Origin of the sequence: Mesorhizobium sp. LNJC405B00, from assembly GCF_000502615.1 — a bacterium.
Lineage (GTDB): Bacteria > Pseudomonadota > Alphaproteobacteria > Rhizobiales > Rhizobiaceae > Mesorhizobium.
This window is the reverse complement of record NZ_AYWC01000005.1, coordinates 187,524-204,361: the sequence shown is the minus strand read 5'-3', so window position 1 is coordinate 204,361 and position 16,838 is coordinate 187,524. Positions and strand designations below refer to the sequence as shown.

Below are 16,838 nucleotides of genomic sequence, written 5' to 3'. Positions count from 1 at the left end.
GAAATGACCGACTTGTCGCTGATCGACCGCCTGCTCGATGTCATCGAGCACGACATCGTGCCGAAAACGGCAGAGGGCGTGGCCCATGGGAACAAGCTGTTCGGCGCCGCCATCCTGCGGAAGGGCGACCGCTCGCTGGTGCTGGCCGAAACCAACAACGAGATGGAAAATCCGCTCTGGCATGGCGAGGTGCACTGCCTGAAGCGTTTCTATGAAATGCCGAAAGCCGAGCGCGTCGACACCAAGGACGCCATCTTCATCGCCACGCATGAGCCCTGCTCGCTCTGCCTGTCGGCGATCACCTGGACCGGCTTCGACAATTTCTACTACCTCTTCAGCCACGAGGATTCACGCGACAGCTTTGCGATCCCGCACGATCTGAAAATCCTGAAAGAGGTCTTCACTCTTGATCCCGGCGGCTACAATGCCGAGAACGCTTATTGGAAGAGTTTTTCCATTCGCAGGCTGGTGCGGACGCTGCCCGAGGCCGAGCGCGGCCGGCTTGAGGCAAGGATCGGCAATATTTCCGCCCGCTACGACGAACTGTCCGGCGCTTATCAGGCGCGCAAGGCCGAAAACGACATTCCGCTGAACTGACGCGGATTGCCTAGCCTACCTTCGCGTTTTTCAGCACCTCGTTGATCCTGGCCTGCCAGCCCTTGCCGGTCGCCTTGAATTTACTGATGACATCCTGATCCAGACGGATGGACACGACTTGCTTAGGCTTCTCCACGGCTGGCCGGCCACGAGCACGCCTTATGCTCTCGAAAAGTTCTGGAAACACTTCCGCGAAAGGCCTGGCTTGCGCCAACTGTTCGTCTGTCGTCTCCGTATCGTCGGGATCATCAACAATTTGTCTTTGAATTTCCACTTCCTCCGCATCGGTAAGCGGTCGAACACGCGATTTAGGATTGTTCATATACTGACCTTTCCTTTCGGCTGGCACGGCGCATCGAGATCACCTCCGAACCAAGCGGCTTGAAAATCACGGCCAGGATGATCTCTCCGAATTCGCCAATCGCCTTGAACCGGTCGGCCTTGGCTGGAAGGACGGTTGAAGTCGCAAAAAAACTCAATATCGAGTTCGGCAAAATCGAGACCCCGGCTGTCCAGGTTCGTCACGCGCTCTGGCTCATCCCAAACGATTTTCAGGCGAAATCCTCATCACGTTGGGTTCAGTTAATAAATGTAATACATTAATTATAATCCTGCAACATCAGGGCAAAACAATCGGGCTACATATCGTGGCGTCGTCGCGGCGACACCGGCCGTCGCCCGTTTGACTTCATGACATGCCCGCTCCATGCGTCACTGACATCCTGGAGCATCGCATGAAAACCATCACCGAATTTCCCCGCAAGGTCGTCGAATTCCCCGATATGGGCATCGTCATGCCGGATGGTTGCCGGCTGTCGGCGCGGGTTTGGATGCCGGAGGACGCCAGCAGCGATCCGGTGCCGGCGATCCTCGAGCACCTGCCCTACCGCAAGCGCGACGGCACCATCTTTCGCGATCAGCTGACGCATCCCTATTTTGCCGGCCACGGCTACGCCTCGATCCGCGTCGACATGCGCGGCAATGGCGATTCCGAAGGTCTGATGGACGACGAATATTCCGAGCAGGAATTGCAGGACGCCTGCGATGTGATTGCCTGGGCGGCAGCACAGCCCTGGTGCAACGGCAGTGTCGGCATGATGGGCATTTCCTGGGGTGGCTTCAACTGCCTGCAGGTGGCGGCCAAGCAGCCGCCGGCGCTGAAGGCGGTGATCAGCCTGTGCTCGACCGTCGACCGCTACGCCGATGACATCCACTACAAGGGCGGCTGCCTTTTGACGGAAAATTTCGGCTGGGCCTCGACCATGTTGTCCTATTCGTCGCGACCGCCGGATCCGCTGATTGCGGGCAACCGCTGGCGCGACCTCTGGCTGACGCGGCTGGAGAACCAGTCTTTCCTTCTGCCGCTCTGGCTCAGCCATCAGCATCGCGACGCCTATTGGAAACGCGGTTCGATCTGCGAGGATTTCTCCGCGGTCAAAGCCGCCGTGCTGTCGATCGGCGGCTGGCATGACGGCTACCGCAACACGATTTCGCATCTGGTCACCAACATCCAGGCGCCGGTGAAGGGCATTGTCGGGCCATGGATCCACAAATACCCGCATTATGCCGAACCCAAACCCGCCATCGGCTTCCTGCAGGAGGCGTTGCGCTGGTGGGACAGCTGGTTGAAGGGCGTCGACACCGGCGTCGAGGCCGACCCGGACTACCGCGCCTATGTCATGGACAGTGTGCGGCCGGCGCGCTGGCACCCGGAGCGGCCGGGCCGTTGGGTGGCCGAACAGGAATGGCCGTCTCCCAACATCAAGGTCGGGGCGATCGAACTCATTGCTGACGGCGTCAGGCCGGCGATCGTGGCGACCCCGCAAAGCTGCGGGCTCGCCGGCGGCGAATATTTTCCCTTCACCTTTGGCCCGGAACTGCCCGGCGACCAGCGCCCGGACGATGCGCTGTCCGTCTGCTTCGATCAGCCTGTGCTTGCCGAGGCACTCGACATCGTCGGCGCGCCGGAGCTTCTCATCCGGGTGTCGTCCGATCGCCCGCAGGCGAACATCGCGGTGCGGCTGTGCGACGTGCACCCCGACGGCGCCTCGGAACTGATCTCCTACGGCGTGCTCAACCTGACGCATCGCGCTTCGCACGAACAGCCGCAAGCGCTGGTGCCGGGCGAAACGGTTTCGGCGCGCGTTATTCTCGACCAGTGCGCCTACCGCGTGCCGGCCGGACACCGCCTGCGCATCGCTGTTTCCAACGCTTACTGGCCGATGATCTGGCCGTCGCCGGAGCCGGTGCGGCTCGACCTTTCAGCGGCGACGCTGAGGCTGCCGCTGCGCCCGCTCGCAAAAAGCGACGAGACTTCATTCCAGTCTCCCGAAGGCGCAACACCCTGGGCAACCGCGACAGTTCGTGCAGCGAATTCCGAGCGTCACGTCGATCGCGATGAGAAGACCGGCATCGTCACGCTCTCGATCACGGATGATTTCGGCGAAGTGCGCGATCTCGCGCATGGACTGGCCAATGGCAGCATTGCCCGCGAGAGCTGGACGATCCATCCCTACGACCCGCTGTCTGCCTCGGGCCGGACGCACTGGACGCAGACCTTGTCGCGAAACGGATGGTCGGTGCGCACCGAGACATCGGCTGAAATGCGCAGCGACGCGCAAAACTTCGTCGTCAGCGCCAGAATCGAAGCCTATGAGGGCGAAACGCTGGTTTTCGAACGCGATTTCGAAGAGACGATCCCGCGCGACCTGCTCTGAGCGTCCACGCGACTGGTCCAGTTGCGACGCACGATTTACGCCACGGCATGTCGCATTCCGTCTTGCTTACCGCTTTGCCTTCCGGTCAATATCCCTTTGGTAACAACAAGCAAAAAACGACCATAAGGTCGAACCAACAGAGTGAGGAACTCAAATGTCCAACGAACTCGAATATCTGAGCCGGCGCGTTGCGTCCGGCAAGCTGAGCCGTCGTGATTTCCTCGGCCGCGCCGCAGCACTCGGCGTCACAGCGCCCTTCGCCAATATGCTGCTTTCCAGTGCGGCTCGCGCGGAAGGCCCGGTCAAGGGCGGCACGCTGAAGGCCGGCCTCGTAGGCGGCGAATCCACGAACAGCCTGGACCCGGCTTTGTTCATGACGCAAGTGCCGTTCGCCTTTGGCAAGATGTGGGGCGAGCTGATCGTCGAGCTGTCCCCGGAAGGCAAACTCGAGAACCGCATCGCCGAAGAGATCGGCTCGTCGGACGACGCCAAGGTGTGGACGCTGAAAATCCGCGACGGCGTCGAATTCCACAACGGCAAGACGGTGACCGCTGAGGATGTGGCGGCAACCCTCGAGCGCCATTCCGATGAAAAATCGAAGTCCGGCGCGCTGGGCTACATGAAAGGCATCGACAGCATCAAGGCCAGTGGCAAGGAAGTCGTCCTGACGCTGAAGGAGGCCAACGCCGACCTTCCCTATCTCCTCAGCGACTACCACCTCATCGTCCAGCCCAACGGCGGCAAGGACAAGGCGGATGCCGGCATCTCGGCAGGACCCTACAAGGTCACCACCAACGAGCCCGGCGTGCGCCATGGCGGCGAGCGCTTCGCCAATTACTGGCAGGCCGACAAGATGGGCCATGCCGACCAGATCGAGATCATCGTCATCAACGACGCGACCGCGCGCACGGCGGCCCTGCAGGGCGGCCAGGTCAACATGATCAACCGCGTCGAGCCGAAGATCGTCGACCTCATCAAGCGCGTACCGGGCGTCACCATCCGCAACCATGCCGGCCCCGGCCACTACGTCTTCATCATGCATTGCAACACCGCGCCCTTCGACAACAGCGACCTGCGCATGGCGCTGAAGCTCGCGATCGACCGCGAAGAGATGCTGAACAAGGTGCTGCGCGGCTACGGCTCGCTCGGCAACGACTTCCCGATCAATTCGTCCTATCCGCTGTTTTCCGAGATCGAGCAGCGCAAATATGATCCCGACAAGGCCAAGTTCCACTACAAGAAGTCGGGCCATGACGGCACCGTGCTGCTGCGCACCTCCGACGTCGCCTTCCCGGGCGCAGTCGACGCCTCGCAGCTCTTCCAGCAGAGCGCGGCCAAGGCCGGCATCAAGATCGAGCTCAAGCGCGAGCCCGGCGACGGCTACTGGAACGAGGTCTGGAACAAGCAGCCCTTCTGCGCCTCCTATTGGGGCGGCCGCTCGACCCAGGACCAGATGTACTCGACCGCCTATCTGTCGACCGCCGACTGGAACGACACCCGTTTCAAGCGTCCGGACTTCGACAAGCTGGTGCTGGCCGCACGCGCCGAACTCGACGAGACCAAGCGCAAGCAGATGTACCACGACATGGCCGTGCTGGTGCGCGACGAGGGCGGCCTGATCCTGCCGATGTTCAATCAGTTCATCGATGCGACAGGCGCCAAGGTCGGCGGCTGGGTAGACGATCCGCATCAGGAGCTGATGAACGGCTACGCGCTGGCGAAGTGCTGGCTCGAAGCCTGAGCCCGGCTTTGCGGATATGTCCTCACCCGTCGTGAAACTTGTGGCCCAGCGCGTTGCGCTGGGCATCGTCCTCTTGCTGGCCGTTTCGGTCCTGATCTTCGCCGGCACCCAGATCCTGCCCGGCGACGTCGCGCAAGCCATTCTCGGACAGTCGGCGACGCCGGAATCGCTCGCCAATCTGCGCGAGCAGCTCGGCCTGAATCAGCCGGCTTACATCAGGTATTTCCATTGGCTAGGCGGTGTGCTCACCGGCGATCTTGGCACGGCGATGTCGAGCGGCCAGGATATTGCCACGTCGATCAAGGGGCGGCTGTGGAACACGCTGTTCCTCGCCTTCTGGGCTGCGATCGTGGCCGTGCCGCTGGCCATCATCCTCGGCCTGATCGCCGTGCGTTACCGCAATGGCTGGGTCGACAAGCTGATCTCCGGCCTGGCGCTCGCCTCGACATCTTTCCCGGAATTCTTCATCGGCTATGTGCTCGTCTATTTCTTTGCCGTGAAGTATCAATGGTTCCCGGCCATTTCCACGGTCTATGACGGCATGCCGTTCGGTGAGCGCATGCAGGCGATCGCGTTGCCAGCCACCGCGCTGACGCTGGTTGTGCTGGCGCATATGATGCGCATGACCCGCGCGGCCATCCTCAACGTCATGCAGTCGGCCTATGTCGAGACGGCAGAACTGAAAGGCCTGTCGGCCTTCAACGTCATCCGCAAGCATGCTTTCCCCAATGCCATAGCGCCGATCATCAACGTCGTCATGCTCAACCTCGCCTACCTCATCGTCGGCGTCGTCGTGGTCGAGGTGATCTTCGTCTATCCCGGCATGGGACAATATCTGGTCGACCACGTCACCAAGCGCGACGTGCCGGTGGTGCAGGCGGTCGGCCTGGTCTTCGCCGCCGTCTATATCAGCCTCAACATCATTGCGGACATCGGGGCGATTGTCGCCAATCCGCGCCTCAGACATCCGAAATAGGCGGCGGGCATGCTCGACATCAAACGCATCCCCATCCCCGCACTGATCGGCATCTTGCTGACAGCTATGTTCGTGCTGGCGGCAGTTTTCGCACCGTTGATCGCACCGTACGGCAATGCCGAAATCGTCGGCGATGTCTGGGAACCGATGACGGCGGCACATTTGCTGGGCACCGACAATCTCGGTCGCGATCTTCTGTCGCGCATGATCTACGGCGCTCGCATCACGCTGTTCATTGCGGTGCTGGCCACCGCGCTGTCATTCTCGCTCGGCGCCATCCTCGGCTTTTCGGCGGCGGTGTTCGGCGGCTGGTTCGACACGCTGCTGTCGCGCCTTGTCGATCTGCTGATGTCGATCCCGACCCTGATCATGGCGCTCGTCGTGCTTTCGGTGCTGCCGACCAATCTGGTGACGCTGATCTTGGTGATGGGCGTCCTCGACTCGACCCGCGTCTACCGGCTGTCGCGCGCGGTGGCCGTCGACATCAACGTCATGGATTATGTCGAGGCCGCCAAGCTGCGGGGCGAAGGCAGCGGCTGGATCATCTTCCGCGAGATCCTGCCCAACGCGCTGTCGCCGCTGGTCTCGGAACTTGGCCTGCGCTTCATCTACGCGGTGCTGTTCTTGTCGACGCTGTCCTTTCTCGGCCTTGGCGTGCAACCGCCGGATGCCGACTGGGGCGGCATGGTCAAGGAGAACAAGGACGGCATCGTCTTCGGTATCGGGGCGGCACTCATTCCCGCCGCGGCGATCGCAGCACTGGCGATTTCGGTCAATCTGGTCGCCGACTGGGTGCTCAACCGCACGACAAGCCTGAAGGGAGGACGCGGGTGATGGCTGACACAAAAGCAAAGCCCGGCCTGCTGCTCGATATCCGCAATCTGCGCATCGAAGCGACAGTGTTTCCGCCCGGCGAGGCGCCGAAGAACATCGTTTTGGTCCACGATGTCTCGCTGACGCTGGAAAAGGGCAAGGTGCTCGGCCTGATCGGCGAGTCCGGCGCCGGCAAGTCGACCATCGGCCTGTCGTCGATGGGCTATGGCCGTGGCGGCGTGCGCATCACCGGCGGAGAGGTGCTGCTCAACGGCCGCGATATCCTCAAGGGCGGCAAGGAAGGTTTCCGCAAATTGCGCGGCCGCGAGGTCTGCTATGTCGCGCAGTCGGCGGCCGCGGCCTTCAATCCGGCGCACAAGCTGATGGACCAGGTGGTGGAAGCAACGCTGCTGCACGGCACGGCGACACGCGCCGAGGCCGAGAAACGTGCCGTGGCGTTGTTCAAGAAGCTCAGCCTGCCAAACCCCGAAATCATCGGCGAACGGTTCCCGCACCAGGTCTCCGGCGGTCAGTTGCAGCGGGTGATGACGGCTATGGCGCTGTGTTCGGAACCCGACCTGATCGTCTTCGACGAGCCGACCACGGCGCTCGACGTGACGACGCAGATCGACGTGCTGGCGGCGATCAAGGACGCCATCCGCGACACCCATGTCGCGGCGCTGTACATTACCCACGATCTTGCCGTCGTCGCCCAGGTCTCGGACGAGATCATGGTGCTGCGCCATGGCAGGCTGGTCGAATGGGGCGGCACTCGCCAGATCATCAAGGAGCCGCGCCAGGAATACACCAATGCGCTGGTCTCGGTGCATGAGATCGAGCATGCCGAGCAGAAGCCCGGCGCCGCGCCGTTCCTGTCGGTCAAGAACGTCACCGCCGCTTACGGCGGCAGCCACGTCAAGGTGCTGAAGAACGTCTCGGTCGACATCTTTCCGGGACAGACGCTGGCTGTCGTCGGTGAATCCGGCTCCGGCAAGTCGACGCTGGCGCGCGCCATCACCGGGCTGTTGCCGCCGGAAGAAGGCACCGTCACCTTCGACGGCAGGCCGCTCGCCAACAGGCTTGCCGACCGGCCGAAGGAGGATCTGCGGCAATTGCAGATGATCTACCAGATGGCCGACGTGGCGATGAACCCGCGCCAGACCGTCGGCACCATCATCGGCCGGCCGCTGGAATTCTACTTCGGCATACGCGGTCGCGAGCGCGACAAGCGCGTCGCCGAACTGCTCGACGAGATCGAGATGGGCAAGGGCTTTCTCGATCGTTATCCGGCCGAACTCTCCGGCGGCCAGAAACAGCGCGTCTGTATCGCCCGCTCGCTCGCTGCCAAGCCCAAGCTGATCATCTGCGACGAGGTGACATCGGCGCTCGACCCGCTGGTGGCCAACGGCATTCTCAAGCTGCTGCTCAACCTGCAGCAGCACGAGAAGGTCGCCTACCTCTTCATCACCCACGATCTGGCGACGGTGAAGTCGATCGCCGATTCGATCGCGGTGATGTACCGCGGCGAGGTGGTGCGCTACGGCGCCAAGAGCAAGGTGCTGACGCCGCCCTTCGACGCCTATACCGACCTGCTGCTGTCGTCCGTTCCCGAGATGGAGATCGGCTGGCTGGAAAAGGCGATCAAGGGACGGCGCATGGCGAGCGCGGGGAATTAGTAGGGAATTCGCGGCCTTTGTCGCGAAAACTTCCTTCAACGGCAAAAGCTTTCCGGAGCCGCCCATGGCGCTCAAGACCAAACTGCTGCTCATCATTTTCGATGGCGTGCCCTACCGGAACTGGCGCCGGCTGATGGGCAATCTCGAAGGCTGGGTGCAATCGGGCGAGGCGCAGGTGTGGAAGATGCGCTCGGTGCTGCCGTCGACCTCGGCCTGCTGCTATGCCTCGATCCACACCGGCGTTTCGCCGCAGGAGCACGGCATCCTATCCAACGAGAACCGTTTTCTCGTCAACAAGCCGGATATTTTCTCCGAGGTCAGCAAGGCCGGCGGCAAGACCGGCGCGGTGACGCATTCCTACTGGTCGGAATTCTTTCGTTCCTATCCGTTCGATCTGGTCGAGGACATGGAGTATGACGAGCCCAACGGACCGATCGCGCATGGCCGCTTCCACACCATGACCGGCTACAATGCCCGCAACCAGATGACGCCGAGCGATGTCGACCTGTTTGCGACGCTGACCATGCTGACCCGACGCCATGCCATCGACTACGGTATCCTGCACACCTGCACTCTGGATTCGATGGGCCATCGCTTCGGCCATGACTGCCACGAAATGGACCATGCCTGCTATGCGATGGACGGCATGCTGGCAGCCTTCCTGCCGGGCTGGCGGCAGGCCGGTTACGAGGTGATCGTAACCGCCGACCACGGCCAGACAGACCGCGGCCATCATGGCGGCCGTGACGATGAAATGCAGGATTTCGCGCTGTATTATTTCGGAGCCGGCAAAGGGCCGGATCCGGACACGCTGCTTGATCAGCTGCAACTGGCGCCGACGGTGCTGAAGCGGCTGGGTGTGCCGGTGCCGGAGACCATGAAGGCTAAGCCGTTTTTGGGGTGACGGAGGTCGTCGCTGAGCCGCCGTTCGCTACCCCCTCTCCCCGTCCCTATACGGGGAGAGGGTAAGGGTGAGGGGCAGCGCTAACATCAAAATAAATACCCCAACGCCGGCGCCGCCCCTCATCCGCCTGCCGGCACCTTCTCCCCGTATAGTGACGGGGAGAAGGGNGCATCATCGCCTGCGAACGCCGGCGCCGCCCCTCATCCGCCTGCCGGCACCTTCTCCCCGTATAGTGACGGGGAGAAGGGAGACGCTCTGGCAACACTCCCTCTCTTCGGTTAGCTTCGCCAAAATTCCTTGGCGGAAGGATGAACCTTTTTGAACCTATCGGCGACAGAGCAGACAGGAGCCAGGCGGCTCGACCGGCCATGACGGCAGCGACCGAGACTGATCGCGCGCTTGTCGACCGGGTCGCGAAGGGCGACCGTGCCGCTGTTCGGCTGCTGTTCATGCGTCACCACGCGCGGGTCTACCGCTTCGTGGTGCGCCAGACGGGATCGGAAATGATGGCCGACGATATCGCAAACGAGGTCTTTCTCGAGCTGTGGCGCCAGGCGCCCGGTTTCGAAGGGCGCTCGGAAGTCTCGACATGGCTGCTCGGCATCGCCCGGTTCAAGGCGCTGTCGATGCTTCGCAAGAAAAAAGAAGACTGGATCGATGACGATGATGCGGCGCAGGTTCCCGACGGCGCCGACACGCCGGAAGTCGCCACCATGAAGGAAGACAAGGGCGCCGCTTTGCGGCGCTTCGTCGATGCCTTGCCGGAGGAACACCGCTCGGTGATCGACCTTGCCTATTACCATGGACAGTCGGTGACGGAGATCGGCGAGGTGCTCGGCATCCCGGTCGCCACCGTCAAGACCCGAATGTTCTACGCCCGCAAGAAACTCGGCGAAGCCCTCAAGGCCGCCGGTTACGACAGGGGGTGGCCATGAGCAATCCTGAAGACATGAGCGCCGCTGAAAAAATGTCGCGCCGTGACGAAATGGAAACGCTGCTGCCGTTCTACCTTAACGGCTCGCTGGAAGGCTCGGACCTCGAAGCCGTCGAGGAATGGCTGGCGTCCGATCCGGCGGCGACGGCGGCGCTTGGCGAGGCTGAGGCGGAATTCTCCGGCGCCACCGCCGCCAACGAGGCGATCCGGCCACCGGCCGATGCGCTCAGCCGCTTTGCCAGGGCGCTCGACGCCGAAGCCGGACCGGTCCGCGCTCCCGCGGGCCGTTCCTGGCTGGCGCAGGCACTCGGCCGTTTCATGGCGGTGCCGGTCGGTGTCGCCTGGGCGGCAGCGGCGGTGCTGCTGGCGTTGGTCGTGGTGCAGTCCTACGTGCAGACCGGCGGCAAGAGCCATGATTTCGAGATTGCCGGCGCCGAGGATGATCTGGCGAAACTGCCGTTCGCGCTGGTCAAGTTCAAGCCGGATGCGAAGATGTCCGACATCGCTGTCTTCCTCGACCAGAACGCGCTGAAGATCGCCGGCGGGCCGGCCGCCTCGGGCGTCTTCCGCATTGCCATCCCGGTCAAGACCGGAGCAGACTACACCAGGCTCGTCGGCCTTATTGCCGCCCAGCCGTTCGCGGAGACTGTGATCGAGGGAAGGAAACCGGTTGATGGCAGCTAGGGCGGTCATTCGATTTGCGGCGATCCTGGTGGCGGCGACGACAATCGTCGCCGTGCCGGCGTCGGCGCAGACCAATGATCCCAATGCCGGCCGGGCCGACTGCACCGACGCGGCCGGAGCGGCGGCTGCCGACTGCCCGAAAGACGGCAATGAGGCCAACGTCGGCGGCGAACCAGGCGCAGTTACCCTTCCGGCCCTGATCGTCGACCTGTTTCCCAACCCACCGGCTCCCGTAGCGCCCGTGCCGACGCCACGGCCGTCAGCGCCGCCTGCCGACACGCAGGCCGGGCCACCCGCCGGCGGGGCGATCGTTTCGCCGACCGATCTTGTCGCGACCGCGCCGCGCCGTGCCATCGCCGGCGAGTTCGTGCCCGACGAGGTGCTGGTGACCGTCGACGGCGATGCCGGCGCCGTCCAGCAGATCGCCGCCTCCTTCGGCCTTGAAGTGCGCTCGCAGCGCCAGTCGCGGCTGCTCGGCACCACACTGGTGCGCTTCGGCATTCCCGACGGCCGCCCGGTCGGCGCCGTGCTGGCGCAGCTGGCCGCCGATGGCCGCACCCTGCGGCGCGAGCCAAACCATATCTATTCGCTGCAGCAGGCGGCCGGCATCGTCAACTATGCCTTCGAGCGCATTCAGCTCGACAACAAGCAAGCCAGTGGCGAAAACGTGCGCATCGCCGTCATCGACACCGGCATAGACGACACCAATCCGGCGCTGTCCGGCGTCATTGCCGACCAGTTCGACGCCATGCCCAACGTGCCGGTCGAAAAGCGTGACCACGGTACCTCGGTCGACGGGCTGATCGCCGGCGTCGGCGCGCTCGAAGGCATGGCGCCCGGCGCCAGGATCTATCACGCCCGCGCCTTCGAGGACGGCAGGTCGACCATGGATGTCATCCTGTCGGCGCTCGACTGGGCGGCGGACCAGAATGTCAGCATCATCAATATGAGTTTCGTCGGCCCCAAGAACGATCTGCTCGCCACCGCCTGCCGCAATGCGCGCGGGCTCGGCATCATCCTGGTCGCTGCTGCCGGCAACAACGGGCCGAAAGCGCCCTATGGCTACCCCGCCGCCTATGACGGCGTGATCGCGGTCACCGCCACCGACGCCAGGGACGGGCTGATGCAGCAGGCCAATCGCGGCGCTTATGTCTTCATCTCGGCGCCCGGCGTCGAGATGGTGGCGCCGAGCGGCGCCGGCTCTGACGTCGTCACCGGCACCTCATTTGCCGCCGCGATCGTGTCCGGCGCAATCGCCAACCTGATCCACGCCTCACCCGAGCGCTCGGCCGACGATATCGAAAAGGCGCTGGCCGCCACCGCCAGGGATCTCGGTCCGAAGGGACGGGACAATGATTTCGGTTATGGCCTGCTGGATACGAAGGCGGCGGCGAACAAGTAAACCGGGCGAATTTCGCGCCACCCAATTCAGAGCGCCGGACCCAGCCGGACAGGGCTGCCATCATGGAAGCGCGACAGCCGGAAGCGGCTGAGGTCGTGCCCCGTCTGGTTTCCCTGGATCATGTCGGCAACGACGCGGCCTATGCCAGGCCCGATGCCGAAGCCGTGGCCGCTCATTCCCGTTGCGACGAAAAGGCTGCCGACTGCCTCAACCCGATCCACGACGGGGACGACGTCGGGCATGGCGTCGATCATGCCACCCCAGCCTGCCTTCAGGCGAACCCTCTCGAACTGCGGAAAGAGGTGCTTGAACTTGCGTTCTATCGAACGCAGACGGGCCGGTTCAGGGGCCGGGTCGAGCACCCGCATTCTCTCGAAAGGGCTGTGCGAATCCGGCGCCCAATCGCGCGGCGTCGACCAGGCATCGGGGTAACCTGACGGCGCGAACGGAAAGTAGCGTGTCCCCAGCGGATTGTCCCTCAGCGCAGGAAGATATTTGGTGGCGTGCCGGAAGGCGTCAGGTCCCAGGTAATGCAGATGGCTGCCGCCCGCGGCGAGCGTATACCCGCCATCCTGCCGGCGCCTGAAAGCGATGTGTTCGTCAGTCGCCGCACCTGCATAGATTTCAGCCAAGGGGTCCGTTGCGGCTGCGGTTACCCTGACGCTGAGCTGGGGGATGGAGACGCCGTGTCTTCTCAGGAACAAGGATGACCAGGCACCTCCCGCGACCAGCACACTGGAGGCCTCGATATACCCCGTCTCGGTCCACACGCCCTTGACCTTGCCGCCTGAGATTTCGAGGGTTCGCGCCGCGCAATTCTCGACGATTTTGACGCCTTTTCGCACGGCGAGCCGGGCAAGTGCGGGCACCGCCAGCCAAGGCTCCGCCCGCATGTCGGAGGGCGTCGTCATCGCGCCCTTGAATTTGCGCGACATGCCTTTGATGAGTGCCGCGGTTTCGTCTGCATCCAGGAGACGGGTGTCGAGCGCATGCGTCGCAGCGATCTTCATGAATGCTTCGAAGCCGGCCATGTCCTTGTCGGTCTTCGCCAGGTAGGTCACACCTGTCTGGGTCAGGCCGATGTCCTCGCCGCATTCCTCAGCCAGTTGCCGCCACAGGCGAATAGCCTCTATGACGATGGGCAACTCGTCGGCGTCGCGTCCCTGCTTCCGGATCCAGCCCCAATTGCGGGACGACTGTTCGGCCGCAATGCGTCCTTTTTCCAGCAGCGTCACCGGGATGTTCCGCTGTGCCAGGAAAAGCGCCGTCGTCACACCGATGATGCCGCCACCGACAATGACCACCTCCGACGTTTTCGGCGGTGGGCCAGGATGCCGGATTGGATCCGTTTCGGAGAACGGGAATATGGGCAAGTGGCGCACCCTGAGGACTGGTTGATGGCTCTGGCTTACTGGTTGCCACCCACTCGAAGCCAAATCAAGGACAGGTCCAGGCAGACCGTTGTCCCAACGAAGTCAATCTATCTGCGGGCAACATCCACATGGGTAAACTTGCCCAGCGGAGCAATTGGATTAATCCCTAAACCGGCGCGCCGGCGACCGAGCCTCTCACCACCAGGTCGACAGGCCAGACCTCGCCCCGCGCCCCTTCTTCCAAGCCGGAAATGCGCGCTGCCAAGCGTTCGGCGATGCGGGCGCCGGCGAGGCGGATCGACGAGCGCGTCGTCGACAGCGGCACGGAAAAATTCTCCGGCTTCAGCCATGGAAAGACGTCGTCATGGGCAATCAACGACAGGTCGCCGGGAATGGTCAGGCCAAGGTCGCGCACCGCGCGCACGACGCCGAGCGACATGATCAGGCTGGAGCAGGCGATCGCCGTCGGCCGCTCGCTCTGTTCGAGCAGGCGCCTGGCGGCGCGGTAGCCGTTCTCCTCCGTCATGGTGAGTGAACAGACATGGCGCTCGCCGAGCGTCAGGCCGCTCGCGGCCAGCGCCCTGCGCATGCCGCGCTCGCGGTGGATGGCGAAGGTCTCGCGGTCGTCGCCATTGATCAGCGCCAGCCGCCGGTGGCCGAGCTGAACCAGCAGCCGGGCGGCGTCGTGGAAGCCGCCCTCGTTGTCGATGTCGGTGAAGGGGTAGTCGAAATCGGAGCCTTCGCTGCGGCCATGGACGATGAAGGGAATGCCGAGCGTGTTGACCAGCGCCACCCGCCGGTCGGCCGGGCGCGGCGAGGAGATGTAGACGGCGTCGACCTGGCGGTTGGCGACGATGCGGCGATAGGTGGTTTCCTGGTCGTCGGCATCGGCCGGCGACAGCACCAGGTCGAGCTCGTGCGAGCGGGCATAGTCGCCGAGACCCGACAGGAACTCGACGAAATGCGGGTCGATGTCGACGGAGGCGCCCGTCGGCAGCACATAGCCGATCATGCCCGTCTTGCCGGTCGCCAGCCGGCGCGCGCTCGGGTTGGGCCGGTAGCCGTGGCGCTTGGCGGCATCCACCACGCGCCGGCGGGTTTCCTCGTTGACCTCCGGATAGCCGTTGAGCGCACGGCTTACCGTTGTCTGCGACAGGGCTAGCATATGAGAGAGCTGCTTCAGGTTCACTGGGAGGCCTCCAAGCCTCAAAGCGCTTTTAATTTGGAAGCCACGCGGCGCCACAACGGGCGCGGCCAAGCTGGTCGACCATACGCACTGGTCCGGCCAGTTTGAAGCTTAATACGCTGCTGCACCGCCGTAAAACTATGCTGCAGTGCACTTTACCAAGTCTTCCAGCTCGAAATTAAATCGATTAGCCCACCGCCCTCTTGACTTCCAGCCGATTCAATGGCGAGATCAAAAAGACCAAAGCGCTTTGGAAGACTCTTCGAAAGGTTGCGGTTCCTTTCTGAACGAGTCACAGTCCTGCAGCGTCGGCGGGCGGAATGGAGGTTCCGTCCGGGTGTATGTGTCCACACTGGGAGGAATACCGATGAAGAAGATGCTTCTGCTTGGCGCAGCGTTTGCCACGCTCGCCTTGTCCCTGCCGGCGCAAGCCGAACTGAAGTTCAAGCCCGGGGAAGACAAGCGCTTCAACTGGGCCAATTACGAAGAGCTGAAGAAGGTCGATCTCAAGGGCGAGACGCTGACCATCTTCGGGCCCTGGCGCGGCGAGGACGAAGGCCTCATCCGCACTGTTCTCGAATATTTTCAGGAAGCCACCGGCGCCGAGATCAAATACTCCTCGTCGGAAAATTACGAACAGCAGATCGTCATCGATACCCAGGCCGGCAGCCCGCCCAATATCGCCGTACTGCCGCAGCCGGGCCTGATCCAGGATCTGGCGTCCAAGGGCCTTTTGACGCCGCTGGGCGACGACACCGCCAAATGGATCAAGGACAATTACGGCGCCGGCCAGTCATGGGTCGATCTCGGCACCTTCAAGGACAAGGACGGCAAGCCGGGCTTCTTCGCCTTCCCCTACAAGGCCGACGTGAAATCGCTGGTCTGGTATTCGCCCGACAATTTCGAGGAAGCCGGCTACAAGGTTCCCAAGACCCAGGAAGAGCTCGCCGACCTCGAGAAGAAGATCATCGCCGACGGCGGCACGCCGTGGTGCATCGGCCTCGGCTCAGGCGGCGCTACCGGCTGGCCGGCGACCGACTGGGTCGAAGACATCATGCTGCGCACCCAGGCGCCCGACGTGTATGACAAGTGGGTAAAGAACGAGATCCCGTTCAACGATCCGGCGGTGGTCAAGGCCATCGACATTTTCGGCAAGATCGCGACCGACGACAAGATGGTCGACGGTGGGGCCAAGGCGGTTGCCGCGACCGACTTCCGCGACAGCCCGAAGGGCCTCTTCTCGGTGCCGCCGAAATGCTACCTGCACCATCAGGCATCGTTCATCCCGACCTTCTTCCCGGAAGGCACAAAGGTTGGACAGGACGCCGACTTCTTCTACTTCCCGCCCTATGCATCCAAGCCCGAGCTGGGCACGCCTGTGCTCGGCGCCGGCACGCTGGCCATGATCACCAAGGATTCGAAGGGTGCACGCGCGTTCATCGAATTCCTGAAAATGCCGCTGGCACATGAAATCTGGATGGCCCAGGGCGGCTTCGTCACGCCGCTCAAGTCGGTCAACAAGGATGCCTATGCCAGCGACGCGCTGAAGAAGCAGGGCGATATCCTCGCCAATGCCTCGACCTTCCGCTTCGACGGTTCGGACCTGATGCCGGGCAAGATCGGCGCCGGCGCCTTCTGGACCGGCATGATCGATCTGGTCGGCGGCAAGTCGGCGCAGGATGTCGCCACCGACATCCAGAAGAGCTGGGACGCTATCAAGTAGTCAGCTGGCAAGCAGTCAGCTGGCAAGTAACCACTGCCAAGTAATCAGCCGCTTTGGCGGCAAATTCAGGACTTCCTCCACAGACTGGGTCCGGGCCGCTATGGCCCGGATC

The 16,838-nt window shown here is 63.1% G+C and carries 14 protein-coding genes and 1 pseudogene; 11 read left to right on the top strand and 4 right to left on the bottom strand.

Annotated features, from left to right (window positions below):
• Positions 1-3: 3 nt before the first annotated feature.
• Positions 4-597 (top strand): nucleoside deaminase, encoded by a 594-nt coding sequence (locus X756_RS153100; RefSeq protein WP_023695962.1) that lies wholly within the window; start codon positions 4-6, stop codon positions 595-597.
• A gap of 10 nt (positions 598-607) precedes the next feature.
• Here the strand turns inward: X756_RS153100 and X756_RS153105 are convergent, their stop codons facing one another.
• Both X756_RS153105 and X756_RS01000000165425 read right to left on the bottom strand, forming a co-directional pair.
• Positions 608-919: a BrnA antitoxin family protein gene (locus X756_RS153105; RefSeq protein WP_023729703.1), complete on the bottom strand. Its 312-nt coding sequence runs from the start codon at positions 917-919 to the stop codon at positions 608-610.
• Positions 906-1,152 (bottom strand): annotated as a pseudogene (locus tag X756_RS01000000165425) (BrnT family toxin). The gene X756_RS153105 and the pseudogene X756_RS01000000165425 overlap by 14 nt, the downstream one beginning before the upstream one ends.
• 179 nt (positions 1,153-1,331) lie before the next feature.
• Here X756_RS01000000165425 and X756_RS153110 point away from each other — a divergent pair.
• The 9 genes from X756_RS153110 (at position 1,332) to X756_RS153150 (ending at position 12,444) form a co-directional block, all read left to right on the top strand.
• Positions 1,332-3,314 carry a CocE/NonD family hydrolase gene (locus X756_RS153110; protein ID WP_023729702.1) on the top strand — a complete coding sequence of 661 codons (1,983 nt, stop codon included), beginning with the start codon at positions 1,332-1,334 and terminating at the stop codon, positions 3,312-3,314.
• 154 nt (positions 3,315-3,468) lie between these two features.
• Positions 3,469-5,055 carry an ABC transporter substrate-binding protein gene (locus X756_RS153115; RefSeq protein WP_023671387.1) on the top strand — a complete coding sequence of 529 codons (1,587 nt, stop codon included), beginning with the start codon at positions 3,469-3,471 and terminating at the stop codon, positions 5,053-5,055.
• A 16-nt stretch (positions 5,056-5,071) separates the two neighbouring features.
• Positions 5,072-6,031 (top strand): ABC transporter permease, encoded by a 960-nt coding sequence (locus tag X756_RS153120; RefSeq protein WP_023671388.1) that lies wholly within the window; start codon positions 5,072-5,074, stop codon positions 6,029-6,031.
• A gap of 9 nt (positions 6,032-6,040) precedes the next feature.
• Positions 6,041-6,865 carry an ABC transporter permease gene (locus X756_RS153125; protein ID WP_023729701.1) on the top strand — a complete coding sequence of 275 codons (825 nt, stop codon included), beginning with the start codon at positions 6,041-6,043 and terminating at the stop codon, positions 6,863-6,865.
• Positions 6,865-8,520, top strand: coding sequence for an ABC transporter ATP-binding protein (locus tag X756_RS153130; protein ID WP_023694741.1), 1,656 nt, complete (start codon positions 6,865-6,867; stop codon positions 8,518-8,520). Before X756_RS153125 ends, X756_RS153130 begins: the two co-directional genes overlap by 1 nt.
• A 64-nt stretch (positions 8,521-8,584) precedes the next feature.
• On the top strand, positions 8,585-9,424 hold the full coding sequence (locus X756_RS153135; RefSeq protein WP_023694742.1) for an alkaline phosphatase family protein: 840 nt from the start codon (positions 8,585-8,587) through the stop codon (positions 9,422-9,424).
• A 368-nt stretch (positions 9,425-9,792) separates the two neighbouring features.
• Positions 9,793-10,359 carry a sigma-70 family RNA polymerase sigma factor gene (locus X756_RS153140; protein ID WP_023683483.1) on the top strand — a complete coding sequence of 189 codons (567 nt, stop codon included), beginning with the start codon at positions 9,793-9,795 and terminating at the stop codon, positions 10,357-10,359.
• Between the two features lie 14 nt (positions 10,360-10,373).
• Positions 10,374-11,042 carry a hypothetical protein gene (locus tag X756_RS153145; RefSeq protein ID WP_023690251.1) on the top strand — a complete coding sequence of 223 codons (669 nt, stop codon included), beginning with the start codon at positions 10,374-10,376 and terminating at the stop codon, positions 11,040-11,042.
• Positions 11,032-12,444 (top strand): S8 family serine peptidase, encoded by a 1,413-nt coding sequence (locus tag X756_RS153150; RefSeq protein ID WP_023729699.1) that lies wholly within the window; start codon positions 11,032-11,034, stop codon positions 12,442-12,444. The genes X756_RS153145 and X756_RS153150 overlap by 11 nt, the downstream gene beginning before the upstream one ends.
• Positions 12,445-12,470: 26 nt before the next feature.
• On the opposite strand, the gene X756_RS153155 is transcribed toward X756_RS153150, so the two are convergent.
• Together X756_RS153155 and X756_RS153160 are read right to left on the bottom strand one after the other, a co-directional pair.
• On the bottom strand, positions 12,471-13,817 hold the full coding sequence (locus tag X756_RS153155) for an FAD-binding oxidoreductase (protein ID WP_023729698.1): 1,347 nt from the start codon (positions 13,815-13,817) through the stop codon (positions 12,471-12,473).
• A 166-nt stretch (positions 13,818-13,983) separates the two neighbouring features.
• Positions 13,984-15,006 carry a substrate-binding domain-containing protein gene (locus X756_RS153160; RefSeq protein WP_023729697.1) on the bottom strand — a complete coding sequence of 341 codons (1,023 nt, stop codon included), beginning with the start codon at positions 15,004-15,006 and terminating at the stop codon, positions 13,984-13,986.
• 364 nt (positions 15,007-15,370) lie between these two features.
• On the opposite strand from X756_RS153160, the gene X756_RS153165 reads away from it, so the two are divergent.
• Positions 15,371-16,726 carry an ABC transporter substrate-binding protein gene (locus tag X756_RS153165; protein WP_023729696.1) on the top strand — a complete coding sequence of 452 codons (1,356 nt, stop codon included), beginning with the start codon at positions 15,371-15,373 and terminating at the stop codon, positions 16,724-16,726.
• The last annotated feature ends 112 nt before the right edge of the window (positions 16,727-16,838 follow it).